18 protein-coding genes and 2 tRNA genes are annotated in these 19,244 nt (G+C 74.0%); 12 read left to right on the top strand and 8 right to left on the bottom strand.

Annotated features, from left to right (window positions below):
* Positions 1 to 37: 37 nt before the first annotated feature.
* From gyrA to KPL57_RS32715, 5 genes are all read left to right on the top strand, one after another.
* Complete coding sequence (gene gyrA, locus KPL57_RS32695) at positions 38 to 2,548, top strand: DNA gyrase subunit A (protein WP_226354465.1); 2,511 nt, start codon at positions 38 to 40, stop codon at positions 2,546 to 2,548.
* 97 nt (positions 2,549 to 2,645) lie between these two features.
* A complete protein-coding gene (locus KPL57_RS70500) occupies positions 2,646 to 3,371 on the top strand; it encodes a DUF3566 domain-containing protein (protein ID WP_226354466.1) in 726 nt (241 codons plus the stop codon).
* 95 nt (positions 3,372 to 3,466) lie between these two features.
* Positions 3,467 to 3,540: transfer RNA gene (locus KPL57_RS32705), tRNA-Ile, on the top strand.
* Positions 3,541 to 3,580: 40 nt separating this feature from the next.
* Complete coding sequence (locus tag KPL57_RS32710) at positions 3,581 to 3,691, top strand: DLW-39 family protein (protein ID WP_208820446.1); 111 nt, start codon at positions 3,581 to 3,583, stop codon at positions 3,689 to 3,691.
* A 36-nt stretch (positions 3,692 to 3,727) separates the two neighbouring features.
* Positions 3,728 to 3,800 (top strand) — tRNA-Ala (locus KPL57_RS32715).
* A 98-nt stretch (positions 3,801 to 3,898) separates the two neighbouring features.
* On the opposite strand, the gene KPL57_RS32720 is transcribed toward KPL57_RS32715, so the two are convergent.
* The 4 genes from KPL57_RS32720 to KPL57_RS32735 are packed head-to-tail and all read right to left on the bottom strand — an operon-like array spanning position 3,899 to position 8,237.
* The gene (locus KPL57_RS32720) at positions 3,899 to 5,353 is read right to left on the bottom strand and encodes a hypothetical protein (protein WP_226354467.1); all 1,455 of its coding nucleotides are present in this window, start codon (positions 5,351 to 5,353) and stop codon (positions 3,899 to 3,901) included.
* Positions 5,350 to 6,435, bottom strand: a complete 1,086-nt coding sequence (locus tag KPL57_RS32725; protein WP_226354468.1) for a hypothetical protein — start codon at positions 6,433 to 6,435, stop codon at positions 5,350 to 5,352. The genes KPL57_RS32720 and KPL57_RS32725 overlap by 4 nt, the downstream gene beginning before the upstream one ends.
* A 50-nt stretch (positions 6,436 to 6,485) precedes the next feature.
* A complete protein-coding gene (locus tag KPL57_RS32730; RefSeq protein WP_226354469.1) occupies positions 6,486 to 7,478 on the bottom strand; it encodes an SDR family oxidoreductase in 993 nt (330 codons plus the stop codon).
* A gap of 42 nt (positions 7,479 to 7,520) precedes the next feature.
* Positions 7,521 to 8,237, bottom strand: a complete 717-nt coding sequence (locus tag KPL57_RS32735; protein ID WP_226354470.1) for a DUF3159 domain-containing protein — start codon at positions 8,235 to 8,237, stop codon at positions 7,521 to 7,523.
* A 186-nt stretch (positions 8,238 to 8,423) separates the two neighbouring features.
* Here KPL57_RS32735 and KPL57_RS32740 point away from each other — a divergent pair, with 186 nt between their 5' ends.
* Positions 8,424 to 9,308: a helix-turn-helix transcriptional regulator gene (locus KPL57_RS32740; RefSeq protein ID WP_226354471.1), complete on the top strand. Its 885-nt coding sequence runs from the start codon at positions 8,424 to 8,426 to the stop codon at positions 9,306 to 9,308.
* A gap of 18 nt (positions 9,309 to 9,326) precedes the next feature.
* On the opposite strand, the gene KPL57_RS32745 is transcribed toward KPL57_RS32740, so the two are convergent.
* The gene (locus KPL57_RS32745) at positions 9,327 to 9,755 is read right to left on the bottom strand and encodes an SRPBCC family protein (RefSeq protein WP_226354472.1); all 429 of its coding nucleotides are present in this window, start codon (positions 9,753 to 9,755) and stop codon (positions 9,327 to 9,329) included.
* 122 nt (positions 9,756 to 9,877) lie between these two features.
* Between KPL57_RS32745 and KPL57_RS32750 the strand changes: the two genes are divergently transcribed.
* The 3 genes from KPL57_RS32750 to KPL57_RS32760 all read left to right on the top strand — a co-directional run bounded on the left by KPL57_RS32750 (position 9,878) and on the right by KPL57_RS32760 (position 13,239).
* The gene (locus KPL57_RS32750; RefSeq protein ID WP_226354473.1) at positions 9,878 to 10,285 is read left to right on the top strand and encodes a YciI family protein; all 408 of its coding nucleotides are present in this window, start codon (positions 9,878 to 9,880) and stop codon (positions 10,283 to 10,285) included.
* On the top strand, positions 10,282 to 11,448 hold the full coding sequence (locus tag KPL57_RS32755; protein WP_226354474.1) for an RNA polymerase sigma factor: 1,167 nt from the start codon (positions 10,282 to 10,284) through the stop codon (positions 11,446 to 11,448). Before KPL57_RS32750 ends, KPL57_RS32755 begins: the two co-directional genes overlap by 4 nt.
* An 84-nt stretch (positions 11,449 to 11,532) precedes the next feature.
* Entirely contained in the window at positions 11,533 to 13,239 is a 1,707-nt protein-coding gene (locus KPL57_RS32760) for a SpoIIE family protein phosphatase (protein WP_226354475.1), read from the top strand.
* Between the two features lie 7 nt (positions 13,240 to 13,246).
* Here the strand turns inward: KPL57_RS32760 and KPL57_RS32765 are convergent, their stop codons facing one another.
* Complete coding sequence (locus tag KPL57_RS32765; RefSeq protein WP_073573721.1) at positions 13,247 to 13,441, bottom strand: hypothetical protein; 195 nt, start codon at positions 13,439 to 13,441, stop codon at positions 13,247 to 13,249.
* Positions 13,442 to 13,463: 22 nt separating this feature from the next.
* Positions 13,464 to 14,411 carry a calcium/sodium antiporter gene (locus KPL57_RS32770; protein WP_226354476.1) on the bottom strand — a complete coding sequence of 316 codons (948 nt, stop codon included), beginning with the start codon at positions 14,409 to 14,411 and terminating at the stop codon, positions 13,464 to 13,466.
* A gap of 113 nt (positions 14,412 to 14,524) precedes the next feature.
* Here KPL57_RS32770 and KPL57_RS32775 point away from each other — a divergent pair, with 113 nt between their 5' ends.
* Positions 14,525 to 15,973 (top strand): NAD(P)/FAD-dependent oxidoreductase, encoded by a 1,449-nt coding sequence (locus tag KPL57_RS32775; RefSeq protein WP_226354477.1) that lies wholly within the window; start codon positions 14,525 to 14,527, stop codon positions 15,971 to 15,973.
* On the opposite strand, the gene KPL57_RS32780 is transcribed toward KPL57_RS32775, so the two are convergent.
* On the bottom strand, positions 15,949 to 16,413 hold the full coding sequence (locus KPL57_RS32780; protein ID WP_226354478.1) for an STAS domain-containing protein: 465 nt from the start codon (positions 16,411 to 16,413) through the stop codon (positions 15,949 to 15,951). The two genes, KPL57_RS32775 and KPL57_RS32780, sit on opposite strands and share 25 nt — an antisense overlap.
* A gap of 167 nt (positions 16,414 to 16,580) precedes the next feature.
* On the opposite strand from KPL57_RS32780, the gene deoC reads away from it, so the two are divergent.
* Positions 16,581 to 17,303 carry a deoxyribose-phosphate aldolase gene (gene deoC, locus KPL57_RS32785; protein WP_226354479.1) on the top strand — a complete coding sequence of 241 codons (723 nt, stop codon included), beginning with the start codon at positions 16,581 to 16,583 and terminating at the stop codon, positions 17,301 to 17,303.
* Positions 17,304 to 17,384: 81 nt separating this feature from the next.
* Positions 17,385 to 19,220 (top strand): hypothetical protein, encoded by a 1,836-nt coding sequence (locus KPL57_RS32790; protein ID WP_226354480.1) that lies wholly within the window; start codon positions 17,385 to 17,387, stop codon positions 19,218 to 19,220.
* Positions 19,221 to 19,244: the final 24 nt, after the last annotated feature.

Raw genomic sequence — 19,244 nt, forward strand, 5'->3', positions numbered from 1 at the left:
ATCCAGACGCACGTATGAACACGCACGAGGAGACTTCGTGACGGACACGATCGACCCCGCCGCCCCCGCGGCAGGCGGCGGAGAGGGTGGGGGCCGGGTCGAACCGGTCGACATCCAGCAGGAGATGCAGCGCTCGTACATCGACTACGCGATGAGCGTGATCGTCGGGCGGGCGCTGCCGCTGGTGGAGGACGGTCTCAAGCCGGTCCACCGCCGCGTCCTCTACTCGATGGGGGAGAACGGCTTCCGGCCCGACCGCGCCCCGGTCAAGTGCGCCCGCGTCGTCGGCGACGTCATGGGCAACTACCACCCGCACGGCGACTCGGCGATCTACGACGCCCTCGTGCGGCTGGCCCAGCCCTGGTCGATGCGCTACCCGCTGATCCAAGGGCAGGGCAACTTCGGCTCGCGCGGCAACGACCCGGCCGCGGCCATGCGGTACACCGAGTGCCGGCTCTCGCCGCTGGCGATGGCGATGCTCCAGGACATCGACGAGGAGACCGTCGACTTCCTGGACAACTACGACGGCAAGACCCAGGAACCGGTCGTCCTGCCGTCGCGGGTACCGAACCTGCTCATCAACGGCAGCTCCGGCATCGCGGTCGGCATGGCGACGAACATCCCGCCGCACAACCTGCGCGAGGTCGGCGCCGGCGTCGCCTGGTGCCTGGAGAACCCCGACGCCACCGACGACGAGCTGCTCGAAGCGCTCATGGAGCGCATCAAGGGGCCGGACTTCCCGACCCACGGCCTCATCGTCGGGCGCGACGGCATCGAGTCCGCCTACCGGACCGGGCGCGGCTCGATCCGGATGCGGGCCGTCGTCGAGGTCGAGGAGGACGCCAAGGGCCGCACCACCCTGGTGGTCACCGAGCTGCCCTACATGGTCAACCCGGACAACCTGATCGAGTCGATCGCGGGCATGGTCCGCGACGGCAGGATCGCCGGGATCTCCGAGATCGTCGACGAGTCCTCGGACCGCATCGGCATGCGGATCGTCGTCACGCTCAAGCGCGACGCGGTCGCCAAGGTCGTGCTGAACAACCTCTACAAGCACACGCAGCTGCAGCACAGCTTCGGCGCGAACATGCTGTCGATCGTCGACGGCGTCCCGCGCACGCTGCGCCTCGACCAGATCGTGCGGCACTACGTGCGGCACCAGATCGAGGTCATCGTCCGGCGGACCCGCTACCGGCTCCGCAAGGCCGAGGAGCGGGCCCACATCCTGCGTGGTCTGGTCAAGGCGCTGGACGCGCTCGACGAGGTCATCGCCCTGATCCGGGCGTCGGCCACGGTCGACGTCGCCCGGGCCGGCCTGATCGACCTGCTCGACGTCGACGACATCCAGGCCCAGGCGATCCTGGACATGCAGCTGCGGCGCCTCGCCGCGCTGGAGCGCCAGAAGATCATCGACGAGCTCGCCGAGATCGAGCGCGAGATCGCGGACTACCAGGACATCCTGGCCCGTCCGGAGCGTCAGCGGGAGATCGTCCGCGACGAGCTCGCCGAGCTGGTCGAGGCCCACGGCGACGACCGTCGCACCCGGATCGTCGGCTACGACGGCGACGTCACCGACGAGGACCTGATCGCGGTCGAGGACGTCGTCGTCACGATCACCCGCACCGGCTACGCCAAGCGCACGAAGACCGACCTGTACCGCGCCCAGAAGCGCGGCGGGAAGGGCGTGCAGGGGGCGCAGCTGAAGCAGGACGACATCGTCAACCACTTCTTCGTGTGCTCCACGCACGACTGGATGCTGTTCTTCACCAACCGCGGGCGGGTCTACCGGCTCAAGGCCTACGAGCTGCCCGAGGCGAACCGCACCGCGCGCGGCCAGCACCTGGCGAACCTCCTGGCCCTGCAGCCGGAGGAGGAGATCGCCCAGGTCATGCAGATCAAGGACTACTCGGCACGGCCGTACCTGGTCCTGGCCACCCGCAACGGCCTGGTGAAGAAGTCGCGCCTGACCGACTTCGACTCCAACCGGGCCGGCGGCCTCATCGGCATCAACCTGCGCGACGACGACGAGCTGGTCGGCGCCGTCCTCTGTTCGGGTGATGACGATCTGCTCCTCGTGTCCGCCGAGGGCCAGTCCATCCGGTTCACCGCGTCCGACGACGCGCTGCGCCCGATGGGCCGCGCCACCTCCGGCGTGCTCGGGATGCGGTTCAACGAGGGCGACAAGCTGCTGGCCCTCGGCGTGATCCGCTCCGACACCTACCTGCTCGTCGCCACCACCGGTGGCTACGCGAAGCGCACCCCGATCGAGGACTACCCCGTTCAGGGCCGTGGCGGGAAGGGAGTGTTGACCCTCCAGTACGACCGTCGGCGTGGCACGCTGGTCGGTGCGCTCATCGTCGGTATCGACGACGAGCTGTACGCGATCACCTCCACCGGCGGGGTCATCCGGACCTCCGCCCGCGAGGTGCGGAAGGCCGGCCGGCAGACGAAGGGAGTCCGCCTGATGAACCTGGGCGAGAGCTCCACGCTGCTGGCCGTCGCCCGCAACGCGGAGGAGACCGAGGAGGACCCGGGCCAGCAGGCGTAGTGCACGTCGGGTGGCCGGTCCGCAGGGCCGGCCACCCGGTACACGCCGTGGGACCGGAGCAGTACCGAGCGACGACCAGCGAGGAGAGCTCCCACTCGTGAGCACCGACGACCGCACCCCGTCGCAGGACGAGGCCCGCACCGTCGCCACCGACGCCGACCACGACCCGTCGACGACGGCGGCGGCCCCGGCCGACCACGTCCCCGGCCCGCGCGACGACGCCGAGCCCGCGGCCGACCCGGCTGCGGCCTCGCCGCCCCCGTGGCGCCGGGTACCCGACACCCACGACGACCGCGACGGCGGCTCGGTCGCGGACTCGCTGCTGAGCGAGGCCCCGACCGCGTTCATGACCGCCCCCGGCGCCGGTGCGGCCGGCGCGACGACCGCCGTCCGCGACCCGGAGCAGCGCGAGAACGGCACGGCCCCGGCGGACACGCCGCGCGCGTCGGTCCGCAACCGGCCCCCGCGCCAGGCGCTGCTGCAGCTCAAGCGGCTCGACCCGTGGTCGGTGCTGAAGATGGCCCTGGCGCTGGCTGTCGTGCTGTGGCTGGTGTGGATGGTCGCCGCGGGCGTCCTCTACGGCGTGCTCGGCGGGATGGGCGTCTGGGACCGGCTCAACGGCACCTACGCCGACCTGGTCACCTCGCAGCAAGAGACCGGGGGCTCGCTGATCAGCGTCGGCCGGGTCTTCGGGCTCGCCGCCGTCGTCGGCGCGGTGAACAGCCTGCTGTTCGCGGTGGCCATCACCGTGGTCGCGTTCGTCTACAACGTGGCCGCCGACCTGGTCGGCGGCATCGAGGTCACGCTCTCCGAGCGGGACTGACCGGAGCGTCGTCGCGCACCCCGCACGGGGCCGGGCGGAGGGGGACCCCCTCGTAACCCGCTCGACCCCGTGCGGTAGTGTTTCTCCTGTTGCACGGGCCTATAGCTCAGTTGGTTAGAGCGCATCGCTGATAACGATGAGGTCGCTGGTTCAAATCCAGCTAGGCCCACACCTTCCCCCTCCGACAGTCACTCGCGAGGAGACCTCCGATGAAGAAGCTGTTCGTGCTGGCCGTCGCCGCCGGTGCTGCGTACTTCGGCTGGTCCCGCTTCCGCGGCGTCGGGTCCGACGACCTGTGGCACGAGGCCACCACCCGCTGACCCCGCCTCCCGGGGTACCGTGATCGGGACCCACCAGGGGACATAGCTCAATTGGCAGAGCACCGCCTTTGCAAGGCGGGGGTTAGGGGTTCGATTCCCCTTGTCTCCACAGTTCCGACCGGTGTGAACGCCGGTCGCTCCGACCGCCGACGTCAGCTCTCCGCTGTGGCGGTCAGGACGAGGTGAGCACGCGGTGGTCGGCCTGTTCTAGACGGTGGACAGGGACAACGATGTCGTCGGGTCCGCCATCCACGGGCCGAAGTCGTCGATCTGCTCGAACAGTGACTCGCCGTCGGTACGACGGGCGATACCGAGCAGCTCTGCGACGCCAGTCTGCGGGCCTGCTGCGATTCCCAGCCTCAGAGCATGCTCGAGCTGAGGAACGACGGCGACACCGATGCGAGCGGAGTTCTCGGCTCCCAGCGCCCGCTCGGCCTCGCTCAGGAGAAGCGCCATCTCCACGGCCGCATCCGCCTCGGCGTCGAGCAGCGACAGCGTCGAGTCACTCTGTCCCTGCGAACGGAGCACCTCCATCGCCATCTGAATGCCTTGTGCGACCACCGTGGCGGACACCTGGCCGACGAAGCCTCCGACGAGAGCTCCCAGAACCGGGACAGGGAACACCGCCTGGCCCACTGCTCCGCCTGCCCACGCCATCCCGGCCTGGAAGGTGACCTCCCCGGTGGTGGCGGCGAACTCCCCACGGTCGATGTCGCCGCACGCGAATGCGACCGCCGCGTCGGCGACACCGAAGACCGCCGATGCGACGGCTCCCGGTAGACCGTTCGCGACAACCGGGGCGGGGGCTTTCAGCGCCGTCATGGCGACCTTCGCGCCGGCACCCAGACCTGAGAGGAGGCCAGCTCGGGCCGCGGCCCTGGCGGCGGCACCGGCTGCAGAACAGGCGGCCCCGACGGCTGTCGTCTCACCGGAACGCACGCGGGCGACCTCACGGACCGCCGCCGTCGCCCCGGCCAGACCTCCGTTCACTGCCGCGCCGGCGGCCGCAGCCGAAACGATCTCCCGCCCCGCCGCTCGGAGCGCCAGTCCGTCGCCCCAGCGGGCGATGTTCTCCGCGGCGCGGTGGACGTCTCCCGTGTCGACCGGGGTGCTCGTGACATCGCCGTGCGACACGATCTCCGCCAGGTGGGCACGCGTGTCCGAGTAGTCGTCCTGATAGATGCCGTCGGCGTCGCGCCGCAGCGCCTTGTCGAGGAGATTCTCGACCTGCTCGCGCTTGTCCGCCGCGACGAGGCGCTGCATCCCCGTGTACCGGGGGTGCGCCAGCGCACGGGCGGCAGCGGACGCGCGTCCGTACAGCTTGGCCTGGACCTCGCCTACGACGCGCCCGCCGTCGAGAATGCGCAGATCTGCGGCGGCAGTCGGCTCGCCGTCGGACGCGGTGACACGTGCACGTGCGGTCGCGTTCTTCGTGATGGCGTCGGTGTTGAAGCTGTGCTTGTGCCACAGCTCGAAGAGATGGCCGGCGCGATGTTCGACGCGGTGACCGTCGAACCTGACAGCCAGGGCGGCGGCCTCGTCGCGCGTGGAGAACGCCTCCAGGGTGTGGGCTCTTGCCCTGCGGGTGATCGTATCGACCACCGCCTGCCACATCGCGTCACGTCCTGCGTCGTCGGTCCGCGGCTTCCGCTGCTCGCTCACGCCGCCGACCCCATGGCCGTCGTGTCGCCGCCCGTGGTCCGTACGGCGTCGAGGACCTCCCGGGCCCGGTCGATGATCCGAACGGAGTCGTAGCTGACCGAACCCGTGTCGTCCGTCAGCCGTGCCGACATGGTCCGCGATGCGGTGGAGACCAGTCGGACGATCGTCATCACCGCCGTCTGCTCCTCGGTGGAGTAGGAGGTGAAGTCGTCGTTCCGCTGCACCGACGACACGAACTCGTCGAGCCTGCCCGCGATCTGGTCCTGCAGCTCCGAGAGGACCATGCGCAACCGGCGGCTCCCTTCGATGATCTCCGCGTACCGCTGCTCGTCGGCCGCCATCGCCGATTCCCGGGTCGACAGCTGCTCCTCGACCTCGCGTTGGTCGCGGAGGTCCCGACGTCCCTTCCACTCGATGAACGCGGCCCCGACGACGAGTACGGGGGTGGCGGTGACTCCCGTCAGCACTGCTGATCCGGCGGCGACGCCCCCACCACCGGTGGCGAGCGAACCGCCCCCCAGCCACGCGAGGGTCGCGTTGGTGGCAGCGGCACCGGCGAGCGACGAGATCGGGGTTCCGGTCGATGCCGCCGCGAAGGCACCCACCCCGGCGAAGGCCGCGGACCCTGCTCCGGCGCCCAGTACCGCTCCTCCGACAGTCGCAGCGAGTCCGTGTACCGCCGCCGTCGTCCGGGTCGGACCGGCGGATTCAGCGGGCGAGAACGTCGTCGGACTCGGGAGGGTGATCTCCTCGAGGACGCCGAGGTCGACGTTCTTCAGTCGGAGGAAGGCGACGCAGAACGGCACGAGGGTCGTGTAGTAGAGGTTCATCCGCCGAAGACCGTGGGCGTCACGCTCGATCTCGACGTCGGTGACGAGTCGCCGGTGTCTGTCCGCGAGCTGTCGGGCCCTGGTCCGGTTCTCCCGGGTCAGCCGCGCCGCCCGCATCATCGAGATCGCCACTGGTCGCCCTCCGTGTGTCCGTCTGGCGGGACTGTCGTTCGGCCGGACGGACGCGTTGCGGGTCGGCACCCGTTGTACCCAGGATTGAGGAGCCGGCGCCGTCGTCCGGTGCTCACGCACAGACGACGAGGTGGCGCAGTACGCGGACGCCGGGCCGGACTCCCCCGTCCTCACCCGACGTGGCGGCGCAGGACGACCGTGTCCTCGCTCGCGACGGTGTCACCACCGTCGAACGAGACCCCGGTGAGCTCCTGCGAGACCCGCCAGATGCGCTCGGCGTCGTCGGTGCTGCGCAGGGGCCGGTAGAGGCTCAGCTCGGCGGGCGCACCACCCAGACCCCCGAACCCGTCGGGCCCGTAGAACCGCCCACCGTGCGCGTCCGGGGAGGTCGCGGCGTACAGCGCGGGCAGCCCGGCGCTCTGAGCGGTCCCGACGAGGATGCCGCGGGCCGAGAGCGCGCCGATCACCCGTCGGCCCCGCGCGGGCTGCTCGCGACCGACCTCGGCACGCGCGGCGAGCAGGCTGGTCGGGGCGATCCCGGGGTGGGACACGTTGCTGGTGATGCCCCAGTGCCCGGCGCGGCTGCGGCGGTCGAGCTCGAGGGCGAACAGCCCGAACGCCACCTTCGACTGGGCGTACGCGGCCATCCCGTTGCCGTAGCCGACCTGCGCCTGCAGGTCGTCCCAGGCGATCCGTCCGCGGCGGGCGGCGACGCTGAGCTGGGAGGTCACCCGTGCCCGGCCCGCACGCAGCAGGGGCAGCAGGTGCGCGACGAGGGCGACGTGACCGAGGTGGTTGGTGCCGAACTGCAGCTCGAACCCGTCCACCGTCGTCACCCGCCGGGGCGGGGTCATGACGCCGGCGTTGTTGACCAGGATGTGGATCGGGCGGCCCTCGCCCCGCAGCGTGGCGCCGAGCGCGGCGACGGAGCCGAGGGACGACAGGTCGACCTCGCGCAGGGACACGGTCGCGCCGGGGGCCTGCGTGCGGATCGCGTCGACCGCGGCCTCGCCCTTGCGCCGGTTGCGGACGGGCAGCACGATCTCGGCTCCTGCGGCGGCGAGCCGGGTGGCGATGCCGAGCCCGATGCCGTCGCTGGCGCCGGTGACGACGGCGAGCCGGCCGGTGAGGTCGCCGATGGTGATGTCGCGGGTGCTGGACATGATGTCTCCCTGGTGGGTGCGGTGTTCGAGGTCGGGCGGTGGTCAGGCGGCGGTGGCGACGGCGGTGGCGACGCGGGGGCCGATCGCGCGGCGGGCGGCGACGAGGGTGCCCGCGGCGAGTGCGGCGAAGGCCGGTACGGCGGCGACGCCGAGCGCGGCCAGGACGGCGGGCTGGTCCGCGAGGTAGGCCACGGCGCGCAGGGTGAGGTTGAGTGCGTGGAGCACGACGCCGGCCAGCGTGCTGACGGTGTAGACGCGCATCAGCCGGGGGTGCCCGCGCCAGTCCTCGGGGCCGCCGACCAGCCGGTTGAACAGGGTCCCGGTCACCGGGCGGCGGACGAGGACCGAGCCGAGGAACAGCACGCCGAGCGCGGCCGGGATCAGGGTGGGGAGCAGGAAGAACGCCCGGGCCTCCCCGGAGAACGCGGCGACGGCGGCGCCCACGCCGGCCACCGCCAGACCGACGACGGCGGCACGCAGGGACTCCCGGCGGGCCAGGCGCACCCCGAACGTCACCGGCGCGGCGACGGCGAGCGCGATGAACGCCCAGGTCAGACCACCCGCAGCGTCGGCGGCCACGAAGGCGACGGCGGGCGTGGCGGCGAGGAGGATCCCGACGGCGCCGCCGGAGCGGTCCAGGCTGGTCCGCATCGCCGCGGAGAGTGTCGAGGCCGGAGCCGGCTCGCCGGTGCGGTGCTCCTCCGGGCGGCCCGGCGGCACGGTGGTGGTCGGGTCGAGCGGGAAGAGTTCGTTCGGCACGGTGAGCTCCTCGGGTCGGTGGCCGTGTGCCGACCACGTTCGACCCCCGCGGCACCGGCAACCACGGCCTGACGATCCGAGGCTGAGCGGTCCGCCCCCCGGGCCGCCGGGGCGGATCGACAGTCCGTGGCTGCGTGCTGCGCGACCCGGTAGGAACGAGCCAGGAGCGACCGAGAGGCGGTACAGATGATCGACCGGGTGGGCCTGGCCCAGTTCCTGCGGCGGCGCCGTGAGGTACTGCAACCGGAGGACGTGGGGCTGCCGCGGGGGCAGCGCCGACGTACCAGCGGGTTGCGCCGTGAGGAGGCCGCGGCGCTGTGCCACATGTCGACCGACTACTACGCGCGCCTCGAACGGGAGCGTGGCCCGCGGCCGTCGGAGCAGATGATCGCCGCGATCGCCCAGGGGCTGCACCTCTCGCTCGACGAGCGCGACCACCTGTTCCGCCTCGCCGGGCAGCACCCGCCCGCCCGCGGCGCGACCAGCGAGCACATCGGCCCCGGCCTGCTGCGCATCCTCGACCGCCTCGTCGACACCCCCGCCGAGATCGTCACCGAGCTCGGGGAGACGTTGCGCCAGACCTCACTGGGGGTCGCGCTGACCGGCGACACCACCGGTTTCACCGGCCCGTCGCGGAGCATCGGCTACCGCTGGTTCACCGAGCCCGGCGCCCGTCTGCTCTACCCGCAGGAGGACCACGCGTTCCTGTCGCGGCGCTACGTCTCCGGCCTGCGTGCGGTCGCGGCCCGGCGCGGGCCGGGGTCCCGCGCGGCCCACCTCGCCGATCTCCTGTACCCGGAGAACGAGGAGTTCCGCGCGCTGTGGGACAGCCACGAGGTCGGCGTCCGGATCGACGACGTCAAGCGCCTCCTCCATCCCGAGGTCGGCGCACTGGAGCTGCACTGCCAGACGCTGCTCGACCCCGAGCAGTCCCAGCTGCTGCTGGTCTACACCGCCGTCCCGGGCAGCGAGACCCACGAGAAGCTGCAGCTGCTCTCGGTCATCGGGGCACCGTCCGCCGCCTGGCACCGGCACGGCGAACCGGTCGGCCCGCGGCCGGACGAGACGTGACCCGAGGGGGAGGGCCGGTCAGCGCGGACCGGCGCCGACCCCGCGGACCAGGCCGGACAGCAGCACCTTCGACAGCCCCTTCGCGAGCAGCGCCTCGCCCGCCGGCAGCCGCTTGTCGGCCTCGACCGCGTAGGTGATCTCGGTACCGGTGCCGACCGGGCGCAGCGTGACCTCGCCGCGGTAGTTCTTCAGCGGCACACCGGCCAGCGCCCGGTAGCCGAGGCGTCGCCCCGGCTCGAACGCGGTGACCTCCTCGACGATCGGACCGGGTGAGCCGATACCGACCTTGCGGACGGTGCCGACACCGTTGGGCTCCGGCGTCCCGGCCCGCGTCACCGCCACCTTCAGGCCCGGGGCCCACGCCGACATGCCCTCGTGGTCGGACAGCACCGACCACACCGCATCGGGTGTCGCGGACACGGTGCGGACGGACGTCGCTCTGATCATGTGCGGAACCTACTGACGGGTAGAAGAAAAATCGAGCGGACGTGTCGAGAACGCGCGTCCGGTTCCGTCCCCGGGGTGAACGCGGCCAGGATGGGCCGCGACGAGCACCGAGGAGACCCACCATGGCCAAGTACCTGCTGCTCAAGCACTACCGCGGCGCCCCGGCCCCGAAGAACGACGTGCCGATGGACCGCTGGGCTCCCGAGGAGGTCACCGCGCACATCCGCTTCATGCAGGACTTCGCCGAGTCCCTGAAGGAGACCGGCGAGTTCGTCGACGCCCAGGCGCTGGCGCCGGAGGGCACCTTCGTCCGCTACGACGGCGCGGGCCGCCCGCCGGTCACCGACGGTCCGTTCGCGGAGACCAAGGACCTCGTCGCCGGCTGGATGATCATCGACGTCGACAGCTATGAGCGTGCCGTCGAGCTGACCGGTGGGCTGTCGGCGGCCCCCGGCGCCGGTGGGGAGCCGATCCACGAGTGGATCGAGCTGCGCCCGTTCCTCGAGGCCCCGCCGACCGTCACGGAGTGAGCAGCGAGGTGGTCGGTACCGACGCCGCGCTGCTGCGCGGTCTCGTACCGGAGGTCCTGGGGATCCTCGGCCGTCGCGGGGCGGGCTTCGCGGCGGCCGAGGACGCCGTGCAGGACGCGCTGGTCGAGGCCCTGCGGACCTGGCCCGCCGACCCGCCGCGGGACCCGAAGGGCTGGCTCGTGACGGTGGCCTGGCGCCGCTTCCTCGACGCCACCCGGTCGGAGACCGCGCGTCGTGGCCGGGAGGAACGGGCCGAGGCCGAGCCGGCGCCCGGCCCGGCGCCGGACCACGACGACGCGCTCGAGCTGTACTTCCTGTGCGCGCACCCGTCGCTGTCGCCGTCGTCGGCGGTCGCGCTCACCCTGCGCGCGGTCGGCGGGCTCACCACCCGGCAGATCGCCGCGGCCTACCTGGTGCCCGAGGCGACGATGGCGCAGCGGATCAGCCGCGCCAAACGCACCGTCGCGGGGGAGCGGTTCGACCGCCCCGGCGACGTCGCGACCGTCCTGCGGGTGCTCTACCTGGTGTTCAACGAGGGCTACTCCGGCGACGTCGACCTCGCCGCCGAGGCGATCCGGCTGACCCGGCGTCTCGCGGCGTCGGTCGACCATCCCGAGGTCGCGGGCCTGCTCGCGCTGATGCTGCTGCACCACGCCCGCCGCGCCGCCCGGACCGGCCCGGCCGGCGAGCTGGTGCCGCTGGCCGAGCAGGACCGCGGCCGCTGGGACACCGCGCTGATCACCGAGGGGGTGGCGGTGCTGCAGGCCGCGCTGGCCCGCGACCGGCTGGGGGAGTTCCAGGCCCAGGCGGCCGTCGCCGCCCTGCACGCCGACGCGCCGGCCGCCGGGGAGACCGACTGGCCCCAGATCGTCGAGTGGTACGACGAGCTGGTCCGGCTCACCGGCAGCCCGGTCGCCCGGCTGAACCGGGCCGTCGCCGTCGGGGAGGCCGACGGACCACGGGCCGGACTGGCGGCTCTCGCCGATCTCGACCCGGCGCTGCCCCGCTGGACCGCGGTCAGCGCCCACCTGCACGAACGGGCGGGGGAGCGGGCCACGGCCGCGCGTCTCTACGCCGAGGCCGCGGCACTGGCGTCCTCCACGGCCGAACGGGACCACCTGACCCGGTGTGCCGCCCGTCTCCACACCGGATCGGCGGGCTGAACCGCATCGTCACAATTGACGATCACCCGGCCTCCGCGGTACACCGACAGGACGCCGGCGCGCCGCGGTGCAAGGATCACGCGAATGAGCCTGGTGTCGGATCCCGTTGCGGTCGCGGCACCGTCGCCGCTGGAGTCGCCGGCACGGCTGGCCGCGGTCCAGGCCACGCACCTGCTGGACACCGGGCCGGAGGAGGCGTTCAACCGCCTGACCCGGCTGGTCTCGGTGGTCCTCGGCACCCCGGCGGTCATGCTGACCGTCGTCGACGAGGTCCGGACCTTCCTCAAGGGCACCCCCGAGCCCGCGCAGATCGTCGGGCCGGACGGCGTCTGGTCGGCGCCCGTCGAGGACAGCGGGTGCAAGGTCGTCGTCGAGTCGGGCGGGGAGATCTGCGCCGGTGACGTGCGGGCCGACCCGCGGCTGCGTGACCTCTCGCTGATGACCGACTTCGGTGCGGCCGCCTGGCTCGGCGTGCCGGTGCGCGACCCCGCGGGCCAGGTCGTGGGCAACCTCTGCGCGATGGACGTCGTCGTCCGCGAGTGGACCCCGCTGCACCGCGAGACGATCCGCACCCTGGCCGACGCCGTCGAGGGCGAGATCGCGCTGCGCCTGGCCCTGCGCGAGACCGAGCGGCAGGCGTTCGCCGCCGCCCGCAACGCCGCCGAGACCGAGACGCTGGCCCGGACGCTGCAGGAGTCGCTGCTGCCCGCGCAGCCCCCGCGGCTGCCCGGGGTCGACATCGCGGCCCGCTTCCTGCCCGGCGGCTCCGGCGTGGAGGTCATGGGCGACTTCTACGACGCGGTCCCCACCCCGGACGGCGTCGCCGTGGTGATCGGCGACGTCCAGGGCAAGGGCGCCGCCGCCGCCCGGACGACCGCGCTGGCCCGGTCGGCCACCCGCACCGCCGCGCACTTCGAGAACGACCCGGCCGCCGTGCTCCGCACCGTCAACGACGTCCTGCACGTCTGGTTCGACGGCCGTATCAGCTTCGTCACCGCCGCGCTCGCGTCGCTGCGCCGCGGTCCCTCCGACACCTGGCACGCCGACCTCGCCTCGGCCGGTCACCCGCCCGCCCTCGTGCGACGGGCCGACGGCTCCGCCGAGTTCCACGGCGGCGGCGGGCTGGTCCTCGGCATCGGCACCACCCCGATGGTGGCCGACGAGGCCGTCACCCTCGCCGCGGGCGACAGCCTGGTGCTCTACACCGACGGCATCACCGAGGCGCACGTGCGCGGGCACTGGGAGCAGCTGGGGGAGGAGGGCGCCCGGCGCACGCTGGCCTCGCTCGACCCGGGTGCCGACGCCGACACGATCGCGCGCGCCCTCACCGACGCCGCCCTCGCGCACTGCGGCGGTCACCTCAGCGACGATGCCGGGGTGGTCGTCGTGCAGGTCGAGGAGCCCGGCACCGGCGACGCCGACCGGGTCGTCACCGAGCACGTCCCGCACGCCGGGGTCGGCCGGGAGACGCGGCGTTCCGCGGAACGCGTCCTCGTCGGCTGGGACCTCGCCCCCGGCACCCTCGCCGACGCGATGCTGGTCATCGAGGAGCTCGTCGCGAACGTCGTCGACCACGCCCGCACAGCGTTCCGCCTGACCCTGGTCCGGGGCCGGGACGCCCTGCGGATCGAGGTCGACGACGAGGGTACGGGCAGCCCGCTGCTCCAGCCGCTCGACCTGCGGGCGGTGCGCGGGCGCGGCCTGCAGCTCGTCGACGCCGTCGCACAGGCCTGGGGCTGTGACACCCGGGGCCGCGGCAAGCGGGTGTGGGCCGAGCTCGCCGCGCGCTGACCCCGCCCTAGGACGCGTCCTCGCGCCAGGTCAGGTCGACCTCCAGCTGCCGGTGGCCGTCGGAGGCGGTGCCGGTCGCGGACCGGCGGACCTCGGCGCGGCCGTCGCGCAGGGCGCGGGCGGCGTCCTCCAGGTGCGCGGCGAGGTCGTGCGCCGCGGTCGTCGCGTCGGGCCAGGACCATGCGTCGTCGGAAGCGGTCATGCACCCAGTGTGCGACACCTGCTCACACCCGGGTGAGGACCAACCAGGTCAGATAGGCCGCGTAGGCCAGCACCAGCAGCCCGCCCTCGGGCCGCGACAGCCGGGACCCGGTCCGCATCGCCAGCCCCGTCCCCAGGGTCGCGACGACGAGCAGCACCAGGTCGGCCTCGACGACGTCCGGCGGGACCGCGACCGTCGCGCCGGGTGCGGCGAGCACCGTCGCCCCCAGCACGAGCGCGATGTTCAGGACGCTGGACCCGACCAGGTTCCCGACGGCGAGCCCGGTCTCCCGCCGTGCGACGGCGACCAGCATCGTCACCAGCTCGGGTGCCGACGTGCCGAGCGCGACGACCGTCAGCCCGATCACCGCCTCGTCGACGCCGAGCACCAGCGCGCCCTGCACCGCGCCGTCGACCAGCCACTCCGCGCCGAGCACGACCAGCGCCAGCGAGACCACCAGCACCAGCAGCTGCACCAGCGGGCCGCCGCGCCCGGCGTCGGCGTCGGCCTCGGCGGCGACGTCCTCGCGCGGGGAGGTGCGCAGCACCAGCACGACGTAGCCGACGGCGGCGAGCAGCAGCACGACCCCGCCGGCCGGGCCGACCGACCCGTCGCGTGACAGGGCGAACAGCAGCAGCGCGGCGGCGATCATCGCAGGCAGGTCGTAGCGCAGTGTGCGCCGGTCGAACGCGACCGGCCGCAGCAGCGCGCCCAGACCGAGCACGAGCAGCAGGTTCGCCAGGTTGGTGCCGACGATGTTGCCGGTGGCGATGCCCGGGCTGCCCGAGCGCGCCGCGTCGATGCCGATCGCCAGCTCGGGCAGGCTCGTGCCGACCGAGACGACGGTCAGCCCGATGACCATCGGGGACAGACCCAGCCGGGTGGCGAGCCTGCTGCCGGACCGGACCAGCAGCTCGGCGCCGACGAGCAGCAGCACGAGACCGCCGACCCCGAGGAGGACCGCGTCCACCGGCGCTACCGCGCCCCGCCGGAAACCACGGACCCAGCCTCGCCCACCGGGCGCCGCGTGTCGATCTGAGACAGGTCGGTCCGGCGACGTCCCGGATCGGCCACGCTGGGCCGGTGGAGGACGAGCACGACGTCGTGGTCGTCGGCGCGGGGGTCGCGGGGTTGTACGCGCTGCACCTGCTGCGCCGGCGCGGTCTGCGGGTGATCTGCGTCGACGCCGCGCCCGAGCCCGGCGGGGTGTGGCACCACCAGCGGTTCCCGGGTGCCCGTATCGACACCGAGGGCGCCGCGTACCAGTACCTGTTCTCCGACGAGCTGTACCACGACTGGGGCTGGAGCGAGCGCTTCCCGGCCGGCTACGAGGTGCTGCGCTGGCTGCGGTTCGTTGCCGACCGCCTCGATCTGCACCGCGACCTGCGCCTGTCCACACCGGTCACCGCCGCCCGCTGGGACGGCGGCCGCTGGCGGGTCCGCACCGGCGACGACGAGCTGTCGGCCCGGTTCCTGGTCCGCTGCACGGGGGCGTTCACCGCACCCCGTACCGACGCCGTCCCCGGCCGGTCGGACTTCACCGGGCCGGTCGTCCACACCGGAGCGTGGCCCGCCGGGGGACCCGAGCTCGACGGGCTGCGTGTCGGCGTCGTCGGCTGCGGGCCGAGCGCGGTCCAGCTGGTCCCGGCCCTGGCCGGGCGGGTCGGCCGGCTCACCGTCCTGGCCCGGACCCCGCGTTTCGTGCTGCCCGCGGCCAACCCGATGTTCGGCTGGCCGGAGCGCGCGGCCTACCGCGACCGGCTGCCCGCGATGCGCGAGGCGGTCCGGTCCACACCGTCCGGCACCGGACATCCGTCTGTCCACAGAGGACTCCACAGTCTGGGGACGGTCTACGACGAGGACCCGCTGGCGCTGCACCCGGCCCGGCTCGCCGGGCTCGCGTCCGACCCGGCACTGCGGGCCGCGGCGGCCGCGGTCGTCCGTGACCGGATGCGGGCGCGGCTGGGCGACGACCGCCTCGCGGCGGCCCTGGTCCCGGACGGCGACGACTACGGCCTGCGCCCCGTCGCGACCGACCAGGGCTGGCTGGAGAGCTTCCACCGCGACGACGTCGAGGTGCTCCCCCTCGCCCGGAACCCGGTCACGCGGATCCGGCCGGAGGGGGTCGGGCTGGCCGACGGGACCGTCGTCGGTCTGGACGCGATCGTGCTGGCCACCGGGTTCGACCCGGGCGCGACCCGGGCCGGGATCGACGTCGTCGGCCGCGACGGGCGGCTGCTCGGCACCGGGCCGGGCCTGCTCGGGATGGCGCACCCCGGCTTCCCGAACCTGTTCGCGCCGCTGGCGCCGACCCTCGGGTACGGCAACGACGCGGCCTGCCTGCAGGGACAGGTCGAGTGGGTCGACCGGGCGATCGGCGACCTCGACGCCGACGGCCTGTCGACGATCGAGGCGCTGTCGTGCCCGGCGGAGCCGGTCGCGCCGTACGCGGTGCCCGGCGGGGTCGCGGGCGTGCTGCGGGCCTGCGACGACGAGGCCGCCGCGGGCTACTCGTCGTTCGAGCGGCGCTGACCGTTCAGGCGGACGTCCGGGTCCGGCACGCCGAACAGCATGTTCCGCGACGACGCCGGCTCCTCGGGGATCCGGTCGACGACGTCGAACAGGTCCATCGCGCCGGTCACCTGGAGCGCGCGCCGTGCGGGCCGGCTCGACCCGCAGTACACCCGCAGCCGCTTGCCCTCGGAGCCCATCATGTCGCGCGACTGGAGCAGTGAGTTCAGCCCCGCCGTCCCCAGGAAGTCCACGCGGGTCAGGTCGAGGATGAGCTCGGGGCCCGCCTCGGACCAGATGCCCATCTCGACCCAGAGATCGGGCGAGGTGTCGTCGTCGATGGCGCCGATCGCGTGCAGCACGGTGGCGCCCGCCGGGTGGCTGGACTGCTCGAAGCGCAGCGTCGGTCCGGGAACGGCGGCGTGCGCGGCGTCCGGAGCGGAGCGGTCGTCGTCCGCCATGGTCGGGCCCCCTTCCGCCACCGGGATCTCCGGTACGTCCGACCAGCATCGCAGCGGGTGGCCGTCACCGCATGTGCTGATCGGCGGCGCCCCGGGCGCGTAGCCTTCGCACCCGACCGCCGACCACCCGCGGGGGCGATCCTCCCGCCGGGACCCGAAGGACCACCGTGAGCGCTACGACCCTCTCCGCCGCCGCGATCGCCGGGATGATCGACCACGCGATCCTCAAGCCCGAGCTGACCCGCACCGAGGTCGACGCCCAGCTCGACCTCGCCGCGCGCTACCGCATCTTCAGCGTGTGCGTGCGCCCGTCCGACGTCGCGCACGCCGCCGCCCGGCTCGCGGGGACCGGCGTCGCCGTCGGCACCGTGATCGGCTTCCCGCACGGCACGACCAGCACCGCGGCCAAGGTCGCCGAGGCGCGGCAGGCGATCGCCGACGGCGCCGCCGAGCTGGACATGGTGCTGAACATCGGCCGGCTGCGGAGCGGCCTGACCGACGACGTCGAGGCCGACATCGCGGCCGTCGTCGGGGCCGCCGACGGCCGCGTCGTGAAGGTGATCCTGGAGACCGCGCTGCTGTCCGACGACGACGTGGTCGCCGGCTGCCGGGCCGCCGAGTCGGCGGGCGCGGCCTTCGTGAAGACCTCCACCGGCTTCGCCGGCGGCGGCGCCACGCCCGAGCACCTCGCGCTCATGCGCGCCACCGTCGGACCGCAGGTGCAGGTCAAGGCCTCCGGCGGGGTCCGGGACCTCGACACCGTGCTGGCCTTCCACGCCGCGGGCGTCACCCGCTTCGGCACCAGCGGTACGGCCACGATCCTCGATGACGCCGCGGCCCGTGACGCCGGCGGCGACGCGACGGCCCGGGTGGACGACGCGTCGTACTGACGGGGCTACCGAGCGGTACACCGGGCCGCCGGATCTGCGAAGCTGACCCGAGCACGTTCCCGTGAGCCCCGGAGGAGACCGATGGCGAAGCAGCCCCTCCCGAGCTCCTGGTCGCCCGCGGGCGTCACCGGGACCCTGATCGGCGCCGCCCTCGGCACGGTCGGCGCGGCCGTGGAGATCGGCCGCCGGCTGCCCGGCTGGCTGGCCGAGGCCCCGCGTGCGGTCGAGGCGATGCCGTCGGTCGCGGCCGACGTCGCCGCGCTGCCGCGGCGCATCGCCGGTGTCGACGCCGCCCTGACCGGCCTCGCCCCGGTGCTCGACGATGTGCTCGGCCGGGTCGTGACGTTGTGGGACGACCCGGTGACCGTCGAGCGGATCGACCGGCTGACCGCGGCCGTGGTCGAGCTGGCCGGGGCCGCCGGACCACTGCGCGAGCTGGCCGGTGCCCGCGACGACCTGCACCAGCTCGCCGGGCTGCGCGAGGACCTGCACCACCTGGCCGGCGTGCGCGACGACCTGCACGAGCTGGCCGGGGTCCGGGAGGACCTGCACGAGCTGGCCGCGGTGCGTGGTGACCTGCACGAGTTGGCGGGGATGCGGGAGGACCTGCGGGAGCTGGCCGCGGTGCGGGGTGACCTGCACGAGCTCGCCGCCGCGGTCGGGCCGCTGCGGGAGCTGGGCGGGGCGGTGGCGTCGCTGCAGGAGCTGGCGGGGGCCGTGGGTCCGCTGTCGGAGCTGGCGGGTGCGGTGGAGGCGCTGCGGGAGCTCGGCGCCGCGGTGGGCCCGCTGTCGGAGCTGGCCGGGGCGGTCGCGTCGTTGCAGGAGCTGGCCGCGGCAGTGGGTCCGCTGTCGGAGCTGGCGGGTGCGGTCGAGGCGTTGCGTGAGCTCGCGACCGCCGTCGGGCCGCTGACCGAGCTGGGCACGGCGGTGGAGCCGCTGCGGGCGCTGGGTACGGCGGTGGAGCCCCTGCGCGAGCTGGGTACGGCCGTCGGCCCGCTGACCGAGCTCAGCACCGCGGTGGGCCCGTTGCGCGAGCTGAGCACGGCCGTCGGGCCGTTGTCCGAGCTGAGCACGGCCGTCGGGCCGTTGACCGAGCTCAGCTCGGCCGTGGGTCCGCTGTCGGAGCTGGCGGGGGCCGTGGAGTCGCTGCGGGAGCTCAGCGCCGCCGTCGGGCCGTTGTCCGAGCTGGCCGCGGTGCGCGGGGACCTGCACGAGCTGGCCGGTGCCGCGGCGCCGCTGCGGGAGCTGGCCCCGGCCGCGGGCGACCTCGCCGCGCTCGCCGGTGCCGTCACCTCGCTGCAGCGCCTTGCCGACGCCGTCGCCCCGCTCCAGGAGCTCGCCGCCACCCGCGCCGACCTGGCGCAGCTCGCCGGCGCCGTCGAGCCGCTGCGGGAGCTGGCCTCGGCCCGGGAGCACCTGGAGAGCCTCACCGGCGCCGTGCCCGCGGTGCACGAGCTGGCCGCGACCCGGGCCGACCTCGCGCGGCTCGCCGAGGCGGTCGGACCGCTGCAGGAGCTGGCCCGCACCCCCGGCGACCTCGCCGCCCTCGCGGGCGCGGTGGAGCCGCTGCGGGTGCTCGCCACCGTGCGCGAGGACCTCGCGACGCTGGCCGCCGCCACCGGCGACGAGGGCGCCGTCCGGCGGATCGCCGCGGCCGTCGCGGACGCCGACGTGGACGGGACCCCGCGGCTGGCCGCGCTGGACGTCAACCTCGCGCAGGCCGCGAGCCAGCTGACCGCCGTCGCCCCGGACCTGCGGTCGGTCGCGGCCCGGATCGACGCGCTCGACCGGCAGATCGGGGTGCTGGCCGACGCGCTCGCGCCGCTGCAGGGCACCACCGAGCGGATCGGCCGCATCGTCGACCGGCTCCCGGACCGCACCCGGCGCCTCGTGACGCGTCCGGCCACGGAGAGCTGAGGGCGGCCGGGCGGGGCGACCGGC

It is taken from the genome of Pseudonocardia sp. ICBG601 (genome assembly GCF_020496245.1).